Annotated in this window: 12 protein-coding genes; 7 read left to right on the forward strand and 5 right to left on the reverse strand. The window is 52.2% G+C overall.

Annotated elements, in window-relative coordinates:
- The first annotated feature begins 2 nt into the window (after positions 1–2).
- The gene (locus OGX91_RS24005) at positions 3–347 is read left to right on the forward strand and encodes a gamma-glutamylcyclotransferase family protein (protein WP_003025723.1); all 345 of its coding nucleotides are present in this window, start codon (positions 3–5) and stop codon (positions 345–347) included.
- A 59-nt stretch (positions 348–406) separates the two neighbouring features.
- Here the strand turns inward: OGX91_RS24005 and OGX91_RS24010 are convergent, their stop codons facing one another.
- From OGX91_RS24010 to ppa, 3 genes are all read right to left on the reverse strand, one after another.
- Positions 407–2,416 (reverse strand): TonB-dependent receptor domain-containing protein, encoded by a 2,010-nt coding sequence (locus tag OGX91_RS24010; protein WP_040232987.1) that lies wholly within the window; start codon positions 2,414–2,416, stop codon positions 407–409.
- An 85-nt stretch (positions 2,417–2,501) separates the two neighbouring features.
- A complete protein-coding gene (gene yncE / locus OGX91_RS24015) occupies positions 2,502–3,572 on the reverse strand; it encodes a 7-bladed beta-propeller protein YncE (RefSeq protein ID WP_286627460.1) in 1,071 nt (356 codons plus the stop codon).
- Positions 3,573–3,781: 209 nt separating this feature from the next.
- A complete protein-coding gene (gene ppa / locus OGX91_RS24020; protein ID WP_005134479.1) occupies positions 3,782–4,309 on the reverse strand; it encodes an inorganic diphosphatase in 528 nt (175 codons plus the stop codon).
- A gap of 309 nt (positions 4,310–4,618) precedes the next feature.
- Between ppa and ytfQ the strand changes: the two genes are divergently transcribed.
- From ytfQ to OGX91_RS24045, 5 genes are all read left to right on the forward strand, one after another.
- Positions 4,619–5,575 carry a galactofuranose ABC transporter substrate-binding protein YtfQ gene (ytfQ, locus tag OGX91_RS24025; RefSeq protein WP_005134480.1) on the forward strand — a complete coding sequence of 319 codons (957 nt, stop codon included), beginning with the start codon at positions 4,619–4,621 and terminating at the stop codon, positions 5,573–5,575.
- 121 nt (positions 5,576–5,696) lie between these two features.
- Positions 5,697–7,199 (forward strand): galactofuranose ABC transporter, ATP-binding protein YtfR, encoded by a 1,503-nt coding sequence (gene ytfR, locus OGX91_RS24030; RefSeq protein ID WP_005134481.1) that lies wholly within the window; start codon positions 5,697–5,699, stop codon positions 7,197–7,199.
- A gap of 13 nt (positions 7,200–7,212) precedes the next feature.
- The gene (ytfT, locus tag OGX91_RS24035; protein WP_005134482.1) at positions 7,213–8,235 is read left to right on the forward strand and encodes a galactofuranose ABC transporter, ATP-binding protein YtfT; all 1,023 of its coding nucleotides are present in this window, start codon (positions 7,213–7,215) and stop codon (positions 8,233–8,235) included.
- Positions 8,222–9,223: a galactofuranose ABC transporter, permease protein YjfF gene (gene yjfF / locus OGX91_RS24040; RefSeq protein ID WP_151217415.1), complete on the forward strand. Its 1,002-nt coding sequence runs from the start codon at positions 8,222–8,224 to the stop codon at positions 9,221–9,223. Before ytfT ends, yjfF begins: the two co-directional genes overlap by 14 nt.
- Before the next feature lie 103 nt (positions 9,224–9,326).
- A complete protein-coding gene (locus tag OGX91_RS24045) occupies positions 9,327–10,439 on the forward strand; it encodes a methyl-accepting chemotaxis protein (protein ID WP_286627461.1) in 1,113 nt (370 codons plus the stop codon).
- 115 nt (positions 10,440–10,554) lie between these two features.
- Here OGX91_RS24045 and fbp read toward each other — a convergent pair whose 3' ends face one another.
- The gene (gene fbp / locus OGX91_RS24050) at positions 10,555–11,553 is read right to left on the reverse strand and encodes a class 1 fructose-bisphosphatase (protein ID WP_003025742.1); all 999 of its coding nucleotides are present in this window, start codon (positions 11,551–11,553) and stop codon (positions 10,555–10,557) included.
- A 175-nt stretch (positions 11,554–11,728) separates the two neighbouring features.
- Here fbp and mpl point away from each other — a divergent pair, with 175 nt between their 5' ends.
- Positions 11,729–13,099 (forward strand): UDP-N-acetylmuramate:L-alanyl-gamma-D-glutamyl-meso-diaminopimelate ligase, encoded by a 1,371-nt coding sequence (mpl, locus tag OGX91_RS24055; RefSeq protein ID WP_005134495.1) that lies wholly within the window; start codon positions 11,729–11,731, stop codon positions 13,097–13,099.
- Between the two features lie 403 nt (positions 13,100–13,502).
- Here mpl and OGX91_RS24060 read toward each other — a convergent pair.
- On the reverse strand, positions 13,503–13,991 hold a 489-nt coding region (locus tag OGX91_RS24060; protein ID WP_286627463.1), incomplete at its 5' end, for a YadA-like family protein.

The following is a 13,991-nucleotide window of genomic DNA, read 5'->3' on the forward strand; positions in this document are numbered from 1 at the left end:
CAATGCGAATATTTGTCTACGGCAGTTTACGAACCAAACAAGGCAACAGCCACTGGATGACCAATGCCCTGTTGCTGGGAAATTTCAGTATCGATAATTACCAGTTGTATAGCCTGGGCCACTATCCAGGCGCGGTTCCGGGGAACGGAACGGTACACGGGGAAGTTTATCGTATTGACAACGCCACGCTGGCAGAGCTTGACGCTCTGCGTACGCGAGGTGGCGAATATGCACGCCAGTTAATTCAGACGCCGTACGGAAGTGCATGGATGTACGTGTACCAACGTCCGGTTGATGGCTTAACGCTGATTGAAAGCGGTAACTGGTTAGACAGAGACCAGTACTGATATATCACTTACGAGAATAAAACAACGCCACCCGAGGGTAGCGTTGTTTTATTCCGGATTTAAAACTCCACGCGCGCGCCGAGGTTATAGCGGCGACCTTCCACCTGCGCGGATTCATTCCATGCAGTTGTCAGTTTCGGATCCTCATCCAGCACGTTGTAGACCCCTGCCATCAACTGCGTGTGCTTATTGAGCTGATAACGTACGCCCACATCAACCATTGTGTAGTCATCGTACTTGTAGTTATTACCGCTGTTGCGGTTACTGCTGCGATAGTTCACCGTACTCCACACGTCGAGACTCTGTGTCGCCGCCCAGGTCAGCGACAGATTCGCCATATGACGCGGGTAGTCGTTCAGCGCGTAGCCTTTGTTGACGCCGCTTTTCTGCTCGCTGTGGTTCCAGGTGTAGTTAGCGTTGGCTTTGATGTCGGCGCTAATTTGCCAGTCGGCATTCAGCTCAATGCCGTATACGTCTGCCTCACTGACGTTAAAGTATTTACTGACGGAATCTGCTTTGTAGCCATTCACCGAGCACTGGTTTGTCGCCGTGGTTTCACAAATAGTTTGTTCAGCGATTTTGTCTTTGAACTGGGTATAGAAGACCGTGCTATCCAGAGCCAGCACATCGCCCGTCCAGTAGAGACCCAGCTCAGAGTTAACGCTTTTCTCTGGTTTCAGGTCGTCATTACCTACCGTCAGGAATGGATAAGGCACGGTTGAGCCGTAAGGGGTGACGAAGTTGCTGGAGGTCGCGCGTAGCTCCGGTTTTTTATATCCTGCCGAAATACCGCCCTTTAGCGCCCAGGCATCGCTGAAGGCCCAGTTGCCGTACATTTTTGGCGTAATATGCGTACCAAAGTTATCGTCCTGATCCATACGCGCCGAAGTAGTCAGGATGAAATCGTCAATACTCCAGCCATCTTCAGCAAACAGCGCCCAGCCGTTGCGGCTGATTTTGGTTACCGGCTCTGAGCCGGGCAGCGTTTTGTTAGCCACATCAAAGCGGTCATTTAACTCTTCGCGGGTAAAATTCGCCCCGATGGTCAGTTTATGGTTGTCGAGCGTGAAGGTGGTTTGCGAATTAGCGACGTAGTTCTCCATCTGCACATACTGCGGGGACTGGCCGTCATAAACGTATTTTGAGCGGCCCTTTTCGTAGTTGATGTAGTTGGTCGTCGCGATGGTGTCATCAGCATACCAGCCGGTATGCGTCAGAGTGGCGGCGTTACGATCGAACAGCCATGACCATGGCGCACCGCGTTTCTGGGTACGGTTTTTCTCCTGCTCGCCGGTGACCACGTTGAGATCGAACAGGTTATTGTCGCTGGCGGCCAGACCCAGCGTCATATCAACGGATTTACGGTTGTGTTTGCCGAAATAGTTATTGCGATCGTCATCGCGACGGTCGAGCCAGTCGGCCGCGACGCTAAGGCCCAGCACATCAGGCACAATCGGCCCCATGGTAAACAGATTCATCTGGCTGGTATTACCCAAATACTGGTGTTCCTGAAGCCAGGTATTCGCCGCAATCGCCGTCGTCCAGTCTTTCGCACCGTACGGTTTTTTGGTTATAACGTTGACCACACCGCCGATGGCATCTGAGCCGTACAGCGAGGACATTGGCCCGCGGATAACTTCAATACGCTCAATGGCCTCCATTGGCGGTAAGAAGTTGGCTTCAGTACCGATATCATGGCCGTAGGGGCGCGATTCACCGGTATTTTGTTTGACGCTGTTGACCATAAAAGCGGTATAGGACGGGTCCATACCGCGGATCATAATGCTACCCGCGTTCATGCCGCTGCTGTTGGTGACCGAGACGCCAGGCAGGTTTTTAATCGCTTCACCGATATTACGATCCGGCTGAATATCCAGCGTTTTACGATCGATAACCGAAATAGTGGCCGGTGCTTCGCGTTTTTGTTGCGAGAACCCGGATGCGGTGATCACCATTTCATCTTCACTATTGCGTGAGGTTTCGGTGAGTTCTTCTGCCTGAGTGGGGAAAATAACACCGCCTGAGAATGCGACGATCCCCGTCAGCGTAATAAGTTGACGCGTTTTCATAATATAAGACACCTGAAAAGTAAAAAATAAAAGCATCACCTTGCAACCCGGAAAAGCTGCAAGGTGTAAGAAGCGTTTTTAATTATTAATATTTAGAGAGATCGACTTTCAGCACGTAGTCGGGCTTCACACCGGTCATTTTTTCCGACTGCTTTACACTGATATACAAGGTGTTAGCATCTGCCGAAAGCGCCAGACTGTTAGGTAACGCCTGGGTTTCGATGCTTTGTTTTACCTGATAGGTTTTGCTGTCCACGATGCTGATACGTTTTGCATTACGGTGGGTGATATACACTTCCTGGCGTTTTTCGTTATATAGCACTGCCAAAGAGTTAATGACCTTAATTGGCGCAATAACCTTGCCAGTATTAATATCGACAACCAGAACATCAGCCAGATCGGGATCTGTCAGAAACGCACGATTATTTTTTGCATCAAGCGCAATATTCAGGAAAAAATGTTTCTTAGCGGGTTCAATGGTAAAACGGTTAATAATTTTATGGCTGGTGGTATCCAGCGTAATCAGTTCATTCCGGCCATTCACGACATACAGGCGATCTTTATCAGCATCAATGGCCATACCGGTCGGGTACTGACCCATGTTTTCAAGGGTGGCAATTTTTTCACGTTTTTGCGTATCCACGACCCAGACAATGCCTTTTTCAGCCACGCCAGAGACATACAGGCGGTGATGCTGTTTATCGAGCACCATTTCACGGGTATGGACAATGTCTTTCGGGTTGCTGGCTTCGCTCAGTTGCAGTATCGCCAACTCGTTACCGCTGCGGGTATCGATGAGCGTGACTGAACCTTCCAGCGTGTTACCGACATACAGCACCTGATTTTCTTCATCCAGGGCAGTGGCAAAGGCACGACGGCTGGTCTTGATGACTTCGGTGGTGGTGAGTTTTTCCAGATCGAGTTTGTAGATAAGCCCGCTGGTTTTGTCTTTATCAAATGACGGAGACGAGGCGGCATAGAGCGTGTTCTGCTGACTATCAACCGCCAGTTCATACACGCCGTTACCGACATCGTGGGTCAGAAAATCTTTTTCAGGTAGCGTCTGCGCCACGCCGGACAGGCTGGTAAATAACAGCGTCGTGACGAGTGCTACGCCGGAATAGTGTTTCAGGGACTTCACAGTGTGGAGGTTCATTGACTTTTATTCACATTTATTTACGTGTTGCGAATGATAATGAGATCTAATCTCATTCGCAAATAAGATGAATAAAATGTGACTACCCAATCTGGTAGGTCAAAAAGAAAGCAGCGGGCTACCGGGAAAATAAAGCGAGGGAAAGTACAGGCATAAAAAAACCCTTACTAACCAGAGGCTGGTGTTCAGGGTTTTCAGCGCCGGCGAAATTATTTCTTCGCGCGCTCGAAGGAAGCAACGATTTCAGCTTTAGCGGCTTCAGCGTTGTCCCAACCGTCAACTTTCACCCATTTGCCCGCTTCGAGGTCTTTATAGTGCTCGAAGAAGTGAGTGATCTGCGCTTTCAGCAGGTCCGGCAGGTCGTTCACATCTTTGATGTGATCGTATTCTTTGCTCAGTTTGGTGTGCGGTACGGCAACCAGTTTCGCATCTTCACCGGATTCGTCGGTCATTTTCAGCACGCCAACCGGGCGGCAGCGGATCACTGAACCTGGCTCCAGCGGATACGGAGTCGGCACCAGAACGTCTACCGGATCGCCATCCAGAGACAGGGTGTGGTTGATGTAACCGTAGTTGCACGGATAGAACATCGCGGTGGACATGAAGCGGTCAACGAACAGGGCGCCGCTCTCTTTGTCAACTTCGTATTTGATCGGATCTGCGTTGGCAGGGATCTCGATAACAACGTAGATATCTTCCGGCAGATCTTTACCGGCAGGGACGTTGAGTAAGCTCATGTCTGTTTCCTTTAAATAAGCTATGGCAAACAAGTGGCGGGTATTATAGCCAACTCGCGCTGAATGTCTCCGCTTGTTTTCGATTTCCCTCCTCAGAATTTGGCCTTTTCCTCCTGCGTTAATGACAGAAAAATCCATATCTTCAGCCGCATTTTTCATAGTGAGATGAAAGCGATTACAAAGTTGTGATTAACGTTTTATTTACTTTTTTGAAGTGTGATGTAACGCAATCCGTTACATGCTCAATTGTCTATAGTTTTTTCGCGACGGTTTATTAACCAACAATAATCACCCTACGAGGACGCACTTATGTGGAAGCGCTTACTTTTAGTCACAGCAGTTTCGGCAGCCATGTCGTCTATGGCAATGGCAGCCCCTTTAACCGTAGGATTTTCGCAGGTTGGCTCTGAATCCGGCTGGCGCGCCGCAGAAACCAACGTTGCGAAAAGCGAGGCCGAAAAGCGGGGTATTACGCTGAAAATCGCTGATGGCCAGCAAAAGCAGGAAAACCAGATTAAAGCAGTCCGCTCATTCGTGGCGCAGGGCGTTGATGCCATCTTTATTGCGCCAGTCGTGGCAACAGGTTGGGAGCCGGTATTAAAAGAAGCAAAAGATGCCGACATTCCCGTCTTTTTGCTCGATCGTTCCATCGATGTAAAAGACAAATCTCTCTATATGACTACCGTCACTGCTGACAACGTGCTGGAAGGTAAATTGATTGGCGACTGGCTGATCAAAGAAGTGAACGGCAAGCCGTGTAACGTCGTTGAGCTGCAAGGGACCGTCGGGGCCAGCGTGGCGATCGATCGTAAAAAAGGTTTTGCTGAAGCCATCGCTAATGCACCTAACATCAAAATTATCCGCTCACAGTCCGGTGACTTCACCCGCAGTAAAGGGAAAGAAGTGATGGAGAGCTTTATCAAAGCGGAAAACAACGGCAAGAACATCTGCATGGTTTACGCCCACAACGATGACATGGTGATCGGTGCGATTCAGGCGATCAAAGAAGCGGGTCTGAAACCCGGCAAAGATATTCTCACCGGTTCCATCGACGGCGTACCGGATATCTACAAAGCGATGATTGACGGTGAAGCCAACGCCAGCGTCGAGCTGACGCCGAATATGGCAGGTCCGGCCTTCGACGCACTGGAGAAATTCAAAAAAGACGGCACGATGCCTGAGAAGTTGACCATTACCAAATCGATCCTCTATTTGCCAGATACGGCGAAAGAAGAGTTAGAGAAGAAGAAAAACATGGGCTACTAGCTTTGTTGTCGGTCTTCCGTAGGCCGGATAAGGCGTTACGCCGCCATCCGGCATTTATTGCCAGATGGCGCTGTGCTTATCAGGCCTACGAGACACCGTGATTTCGTACCGGAGGAATGCCATGACCACCGACCAACATCAGGAAATCCTCCGCACCGAAGGATTAAGTAAATTCTTTCCCGGCGTAAAAGCACTGGATAACGTGGATTTCAGTTTGCGTCGTGGCGAGATTATGGCGCTACTGGGGGAAAACGGAGCCGGTAAATCGACGCTAATCAAAGCGCTGACAGGCGTTTATCATGCCGATCGCGGCACTATCTGGCTCGAAGGCCAGCCGATCTCCCCGAAAAATACCGCACATGCCCAGCAACTGGGAATTGGCACCGTGTATCAGGAAGTGAACCTGCTGCCCAATATGTCGGTCGCGGATAACCTGTTTATTGGCCGTGAACCACGGCGTTTTGGCCTGCTACAGCGTAAGCAGATGGAAAAACGTGCCACGGAGCTGATGGCGTCATACGGTTTTTCCCTTGATGTACGCGAGCCGCTGAACCGCTTTTCCGTGGCGATGCAACAAATTGTCGCGATTTGCCGGGCAATAGATCTCTCCGCGAAAGTGCTGATCCTCGACGAACCCACCGCCAGCCTCGATACCCAGGAAGTTGAAATGCTGTTCGGTCTGATGCGCCATCTGCGCGATCGTGGCGTCAGTCTGATCTTCGTCACCCATTTCCTCGATCAGGTTTATCAGGTCAGCGATCGTATCACTGTCCTGCGTAACGGCGGCTTCGTTGGCTGTCGCGAAACCCGCGAGCTGCCACAGATCGAACTGGTAAAAATGATGCTGGGCCGTGAACTGGATACCCATGCGCTACAGCGTGCGGGGCGCACATTGCTGAGCGATAAGCCGGTGGCGGCCTTTAGCGGCTTTGGCAAGAAAGGCACCATCGCGCCGTTTGATTTGCAGGTTCGTCCCGGCGAGATCGTCGGGCTGGCGGGGCTGCTGGGATCCGGGCGAACAGAAACGGCAGAAGTGATCTTCGGTATTAAACCCGCCGACAGCGGCAGTGCGCTGATCAAAGGTAAACCGCAGACCTTGCGATCCCCACATCAGGCTTCGTGCATGGGGATCGGCTTTTGTCCGGAGGATCGTAAAACGGATGGCATCATCGCCGCGGCTTCGGTGCGGGAAAATATCATTCTGGCGTTGCAGGCACAGCGCGGCTGGCTGCGGCCCATTGCGCGGAAGGAACAAAACGAGATTGCCGAGCGTTTTATCCGCCAGCTCGGAATTCGTACCCCCAACGCTGAGCAGCCGATTGAGTTTCTCTCCGGCGGCAATCAGCAAAAAGTATTGCTCTCGCGCTGGTTGCTGACCAAACCACAGTTCCTGATCCTCGATGAACCCACGCGGGGGATCGACGTCGGTGCACATGCCGAGATCATCCGCCTGATCGAAACGCTGTGCGCGGATGGCCTGGCGCTGCTGGTGATTTCATCCGAACTGGAAGAGTTAGTGGGCTATGCCGATCGGGTCATTATTATGCGCGATCGTAAACAGGTAGCCGAGATCCCACTGGCTGAACTGTCCGTACCGGCGATCATGAACGCCATTGCGGCCTAAGGAGACTATGGTGATGCCTCAATCTCTCCCTCAATCCAACACCGCGAAACGACGGTTCCGTTGGCCAAAAGGTATGCCGCAACTGGTGGCGCTACTTCTGGTGCTGCTGGTCGACAGCCTGGTGGCTCCGCACTTCTACCAGGTGATTTTGCAGGATGGTCGCCTGTTCGGCAGCCCGATTGATATTCTCAACCGCGCCGCCCCCGTGGCGCTGTTGGCGATTGGTATGACGCTGGTGATCGCCACCGGCGGCATTGATCTTTCCGTTGGCGCGGTGATGGCGATTGCCGGTGCGACTACTGCGGCGATGACGGTGGCCGGGCACAGTCTGCCGGTGGTGCTGCTTGCTGCCTTAGGCTCCGGAATACTGGCCGGGCTGTGGAACGGGATTCTGGTGGCAATCCTCAAGATCCAGCCGTTTGTTGCGACCCTTATCCTGATGGTGGCCGGGCGCGGAGTGGCGCAGCTTATCACTTCCGGGCAGATCGTCACCTTCAACTCGCCCGAGCTGTCGTGGTTTGGCAGCGGCTCGCTCTTACTGTTCCCCACGCCGGTGATCATCGCGCTGCTGACGCTGGTCGCCTTTTGGCTGCTAACGCGTAAAACGGCGCTGGGCATGTTTATTGAAGCGGTGGGCATTAACATTCGTGCGGCGAAAAACGCCGGGGTAAATACCCGCATCATTGTGATGCTTACTTATGTGCTGAGCGGCCTGTGTGCGGCTATCGCCGGTATTATCGTCACGGCGGATATCCGTGGGGCAGATGCCAATAACGCCGGATTGTGGCTGGAACTGGATGCCATCCTGGCGGTAGTCATCGGTGGCGGCTCGCTGATGGGCGGGCGCTTTAACCTGCTGCTGTCGGTGATCGGCGCATTGATTATTCAGGGGATGAACACCGGGATTTTACTGTCGGGATTCCAGCCGGAACTGAACCAGGTGGTCAAAGCTGTGGTGGTGTTGTGTGTGCTGGTCGTGCAGTCACAACGCTTTATCAGCCTGATAAAAGGAGTGCGTGGTCATGATAAAACGTAATTTACCGCTAATGATTACCCTTGGCGTGTTTGTGCTGGGGTATCTCTACTGCCTGACCCAGTTTCCGGCTTTTGCTTCAACTCGGGTAATCTGCAATATCCTGACTGACAACGCTTTTTTGGGGATTATTGCGGTGGGCATGACCTTCGTGATCCTCTCTGGCGGGATCGACCTTTCCGTTGGCTCGGTGATCGCCTTTACCGGCGTGTTTCTGGCCAAAGCGATTGGCTACTGGGGGATTTCTCCGCTGCTGGCGTTCCCGCTGATTCTGCTGATGGGCTGTGCGTTTGGCGCATTTATGGGGTTACTGATTGATGCGCTGAAGATCCCAGCATTCATTATTACGCTGGCGGGAATGTTTTTCCTGCGCGGCGTCAGCTATCTGGTCTCTGAAGAGTCGATCCCAATTAACCATCCGATTTATGACACGCTCTCAAGTCTGGCATGGAAAATTCCTGGCGGCGGTCGCCTGAGCGCGATGGGGTTGTTAATGCTGGGCGTGGTGGTGATTGGCATCTTTCTTGCGCACCGTACGCGCTTTGGTAATCAGGTTTACGCCATTGGCGGCAACGCCACGTCGGCCAACCTGATGGGCATCTCAACCCGTAGCACGACCATTCGTATCTATATGCTGTCTACCGGGCTTGCTACGCTGGCCGGCATTGTGTTTTCCATTTACACCCAGGCGGGTTATGCGCTGGCGGGCGTTGGCGTCGAGCTGGATGCGATTGCTTCGGTTGTTATCGGCGGAACGCTACTGAGCGGCGGGGTCGGTACGGTGTTAGGCACCTTGTTTGGCGTCGCCATTCAGGGATTAATTCAGACCTACATTAATTTTGACGGTACATTAAGTTCCTGGTGGACGAAGATTGCGATTGGTATTTTATTGTTTATTTTTATAGCGTTACAACGCGGTTTGACGGTGCTATGGGAAAATCGTCAAAGCTCGCCAGTAACCCGAGTGGGTACGACAGCAACACCCAAGTAACATGCTGATTTTCAACAAAACATTTAAATACCTAAACTTTTTCCGGTTGTAGTCGATAGGTTCTGTACAGGTCTGTTTTAACCCTACAACCGGAAATATAACAATGCCAAAATCCCTTTCAATTCGATCAAGTTTGTTGGTGTTATTGTCGCTGCTAACGTTCCTTCTGTTACTGACCGGAGGGATGGGGCTATATGCCTCTACTCGTATTATTACTTCATTGATTTACCACGCGATTATGAGTGCAGCGATGCTGGCGGCTATCGCATTGCTGGCCGTGATTTGGTTTATGCTGCGAAATAAGTTTCTCAAGCCGCTGGATAGCATCGTGGAGCAACTGGAACGCCTGGCGACGGGGGATTTGTCGCCGGTTTCGGCGCCGTCGGCCAGCGCCGAATTCAACCGCCTGAACGCTGCAATGGATGAAATGCGCCATGCGCTGGGCGACTCGGTACAACGCGTACGCGATGCCAGTTCGCAAATTGATATTGGTAGCCGTGAGCTGACGGCCGGAAATCAGCATCTGGCGCAACGCACTGAATCGACAGCCACGTCGCTGGAGCAGACCGCCGCCAGCATGGAAGAACTCACGGCGACCGTGAAACAAAATGCGCAGAACGCGGAACAAGCGCATCAGTTGGCAAAATCGGTGTCGGATACTGCCGATCGAGGTAGCGAGATGGTGTGCTATGTGATCGAGAAAATGCGCGATATTTCCGGCAGTTCCAGCCGAATTGCCGACATCCTTAGCGTAATCGATGGTATTGCTTTCCAGACCAACATCCTGGCGCTTAATGCCTCCGTTGAAGCGGCGCGTGCCGGTGAACAAGGGCGGGGCTTTGCGGTTGTCGCAGGTGAAGTTCGAAATCTGGCCAGCCGCAGCGCTGAAGCGGCCAAAGAGATCCGCACGTTAATCAGCGATTCGCACACGCACGTGGGTGAAGGCAGCGAGCTGGCGCAGCAGGCGGGTGAAACCATGGATGAGATTGCGACTGAGGTCATGCGTATGACCAAACTGATGCGTGAAATTGCCAGTGCGTCCCAGGAACAAAGTCGCGGCATTGAGCAGGTGAATATTGCGGTGATTCAGATGGATGAAACGGCGCAGCAAAATGCGGCGCTGGTACAGCAGTCGTCAGCGGCTACCCGCTCGCTGGAAGAGCAGTCACATGCGCTGCTTGAAGCAATGGCGGCGTTTAAGCTACAGACAGCGTAACCGCGCGTAGGCCGGATAAAGGCGTTTACGCCACCATCCGGCAATATCACCGCATTGTGCCGGATGGCTCTTCGCTTATCCGGCCTACACTGTGCTTGTAAGCCGGATGTTGCGCTTACGCGTCCGGGAACTCGCGGATAAAGCGTTCTACATCTTCAACCATATGGTCGTTACCTACGAAGAAGGAGCGGCGCTGGTGCAGGCTTTCCGGGATGATATCCAGAATACGATTTTTACCGTCGCTCGCCTTGCCGCCCGCTTGCTCGGCCAGCAGGGCCATTGGGTTGCATTCATACAGCAGACGCAGTTTCCCTTCCGGGTGGCTGGCGGTGCTTGGGTACAGGTAGATCCCGCCTTTCAGCAGATTGCGATGGAAGTCCGCAACCAGAGAGCCAATGTAGCGCGAGGTGTACGGTCGCTGGGTTGATTTATCTTCTTCCTGGCAGAATTTAATGTACTTCTTCACGCCGTTCGGGAATTTGATGTAGTTACCTTCGTTAATGGAGTACGTGCTGCCTTTCGCCGGGAAGCGCATACGTTCCTGGCTGAGGCAGAATACGCCCAGAGAAGGATCGTAGGTGAAGGCGTGCACGCCACAGCCGGTGGTGTACACCAGCATGGTGGAAGAACCATAAACCACGTAACCCGCAGCAACCTGCTTGTTGCCCGGTTGCAGGAAATCCTCTTCCGTGACCGGAGTACCGACGGGGGTTACGCGGCGGTAAATAGAGAAAATCGTACCGACAGAGACGTTAACATCGATGTTGGATGAGCCATCCAGCGGATCCATTAGCACAACGTATTTAGCGTGTTCACAGCCTTCAAAGACGACGATTTCATCTTCTTCTTCCGAGGCAATGCCCGCCACAATGTCGCGCGCCTTCAGTGCAGCTTTCAGTTTTTCGTTCGCGAACAGATCGAGTTTTTGCTGAACCTCTCCCTGCACGTTCTCAGCACCGCTGGCACCCAGGATATCGACCAGACCGGCCTTGTTGATATCGCGGTGGATGATCTTGGCGCCCAGCTTTATTGCCGACAACAAAGCAGTGAGTTCACCGGTAGCATGAGAAAACTCGTGCTGCTTTTCGACAATAAATTCACCTAACGTTTTCATAACCCTTTCCCTGCAATTTATGTGGAGTAAAGCGACCGCAACAATATTAACAAATATTTCCATTGTTGCGCTCAGGTGAATCGCGCCAGCAAACTACGGAATATCCTGAAATGCGTTTCTCAGTTGCCAGACATGTGCGTAAAATGGCTCCCAGATTAAAAAAGGATAGTGACGTATGCGCATTCATATTTTGGGAATTTGTGGCACTTTCATGGGCGGTCTGGCGATGCTGGCGCGCTCGCTCGGTCATGAAGTAACGGGTTCGGACGCCAATGTGTATCCGCCGATGAGTACTTTGCTTGAGAGGCAAGGCATTGATTTAATTCAGGGGTACGATGCCAGCCAGCTCGACCCGCAGCCGGACTTAGTGATCATCGGCAATGCCATGAGCCGTGGTAATCCGTGCGTGGAAGCGGTGCTGGAGAAGAACATTCCGTACATGTCCGGCCCACAGTGGCTGCATGACTTTGTGCTGCGCGATCGCTGGGTGCTGGCGGTAGCGGGGACGCACGGCAAAACCACCACGGCGGGAATGGCGACCTGGATCCTCGAAGCCTGCGGCTATAAGCCTGGCTTTGTGATCGGCGGCGTACCGGGTAACTTCGAGGTTTCTGCGCGTCTGGGCGAAAGCGGCTTCTTCGTGATTGAAGCGGATGAGTACGACTGTGCGTTCTTCGACAAGCGTTCCAAATTCGTGCATTACTGTCCGCGTACCCTGATCCTCAACAACCTTGAGTTTGATCACGCGGACATCTTTGACGATCTGAAAGCGATCCAGAAACAGTTCCACCACCTGGTGCGTATCGTGCCGGGCCAGGGACGCATCATCTACCCGGAAAACGACATTAATCTGAAACAGACGATGGCGATGGGCTGCTGGAGCGAACAAGAGCTGGTGGGCGAACAAGGCCACTGGCAGGCGAAAAAGTTGACCACCGATGCCTCAGAGTGGGAAGTGTGGCTGGACGGTGAAAAAGTCGGTGAGGTGAAGTGGGGCCTGGTCGGCGAACACAACATGCATAACGGTCTGATGGCGATTGCGGCCGCGCGCCATGTGGGCGTTGTGCCTGCGGATGCAGCCAATGCGCTCGGTTCATTCATTAACGCCCGTCGTCGTCTTGAGCTGCGCGGTGAAGCCAATGGCGTGACGGTGTATGACGATTTTGCCCATCATCCGACGGCCATTCTGGCGACGCTTGCGGCGTTGCGCGGAAAAGTGGGCGGTACGGCACGCATCATCGCGGTGCTGGAACCCCGCTCGAACACCATGAAAATGGGACTGTGTAAAGACGATCTCGCGCCATCATTAGGCCGCGCGGACGAAGTGTTCCTGCTGCAACCCCCGCATATTCCGTGGCAGGTAGCAGAAGTTGCTGAAGCCTGCGTTCAGCCGGCTCACTGGAGTGGTGATGTGGATGCGCTGGCTGATATGGTAGTGAAAACCGCGCAGCCAGGCGATCACATTCTGGTGATGAGCAACGGCGGATTTGGTGGTATTCATCAAAAACTGCTGGATGGTCTGGCGAAGAAAGCTCAGCAGGAGTAATTCACCTGGTTTTGCGCTGAGCGGGTTGCCCCTGGCCCTGTGGGGATAGGGGGACTTGTTTGAAATGGCCTACTTAATTTGGATACAGTCAGAAGTTTCTGTCTTTCCATCTCGGTGGTGTTAACCCACCGTTGTTTTTATGTGGCCTAAGACGGTTGTAATATCCGCTCAGATACTGCATCACATCTTTCTCTGCTCCGCTTCTGTTTCAGTAGCTGTAGTGGCCGAGTAATATTGGCCACAGTTTTACAGACAAAAAGGATGGTTAGAGACCTGGTGGCAAATCTACAACCCATAGCGATTTTTGAATGTAAAATGCCCGATGAGTTTCATCGGGCATTATCAGGCTGAAAAGTGTCAATTTCTACCAGGATTAGTAACCTAAATAGTTAAACACAATTGATTAGAAACCAAAACTCAAGCCAACCGCAACACCAGTATTGTGTTGGGTATCAAGAGAGGCCTTCGCAGAAAGAGTGGCATTCTTACCAACATTATAATACGCACCAGCAGCCATGGATTGTTCACCACCAAATGTAGCTGCGCCCATACCGAAGTTGAAATCATAGCCAAATTTTTGTGGAATTGCAGTCATCGCCATTGCGCCAGCAATACCTGCTTTTGCTTGTTTATCGTTATCATCAATTTTGTTATCCAGGTTATTTACTCGGCCATCAAGTTGGGAGAACTTGTTATCGGTATAATTGTTCGCCTGGGTGAGCGAATTATCGACATACGCTTTACCATCTGCGCGATTTTTGGCTGAAGTTGTATCGGTGTAAGCATAAGAAGTGCTGATTGCATCTGCTTTTGCGACATCAGTATAACTATTTGCCGTCGCAATCGCTTCGTTTTTAGCCGTTGCAGTGGTGGTGTCAGTATAGCTGTTGGC

The organism is Citrobacter sp. Cpa228, from assembly GCF_030333085.1.
Taxonomy (GTDB): domain Bacteria; phylum Pseudomonadota; class Gammaproteobacteria; order Enterobacterales; family Enterobacteriaceae; genus Citrobacter; species Citrobacter pasteurii.

Bases quoted from the DNA above. Each gene is read 5' to 3' on its own strand.
- OGX91_RS24005 (WP_003025723.1), top strand. From the start codon at position 3: ATGCGAATATTTGTCTACGGCAGTTTACGAACCAAACAAGGCAACAGC.
- OGX91_RS24010 (WP_040232987.1), bottom strand. From the start codon at position 2,416: ATGAAAACGCGTCAACTTATTACGCTGACGGGGATCGTCGCATTCTCA.
- yncE (WP_286627460.1), bottom strand. From the start codon at position 3,572: ATGAACCTCCACACTGTGAAGTCCCTGAAACACTATTCCGGCGTAGCA.
- ppa (WP_005134479.1), bottom strand. From the start codon at position 4,309: ATGAGCTTACTCAACGTCCCTGCCGGTAAAGATCTGCCGGAAGATATC.
- ytfQ (WP_005134480.1), top strand. From the start codon at position 4,619: ATGTGGAAGCGCTTACTTTTAGTCACAGCAGTTTCGGCAGCCATGTCG.
- ytfR (WP_005134481.1), top strand. From the start codon at position 5,697: ATGACCACCGACCAACATCAGGAAATCCTCCGCACCGAAGGATTAAGT.
- ytfT (WP_005134482.1), top strand. From the start codon at position 7,213: ATGCCTCAATCTCTCCCTCAATCCAACACCGCGAAACGACGGTTCCGT.
- yjfF (WP_151217415.1), top strand. From the start codon at position 8,222: ATGATAAAACGTAATTTACCGCTAATGATTACCCTTGGCGTGTTTGTG.
- OGX91_RS24045 (WP_286627461.1), top strand. From the start codon at position 9,327: ATGCCAAAATCCCTTTCAATTCGATCAAGTTTGTTGGTGTTATTGTCG.
- fbp (WP_003025742.1), bottom strand. From the start codon at position 11,553: ATGAAAACGTTAGGTGAATTTATTGTCGAAAAGCAGCACGAGTTTTCT.
- mpl (WP_005134495.1), top strand. From the start codon at position 11,729: ATGCGCATTCATATTTTGGGAATTTGTGGCACTTTCATGGGCGGTCTG.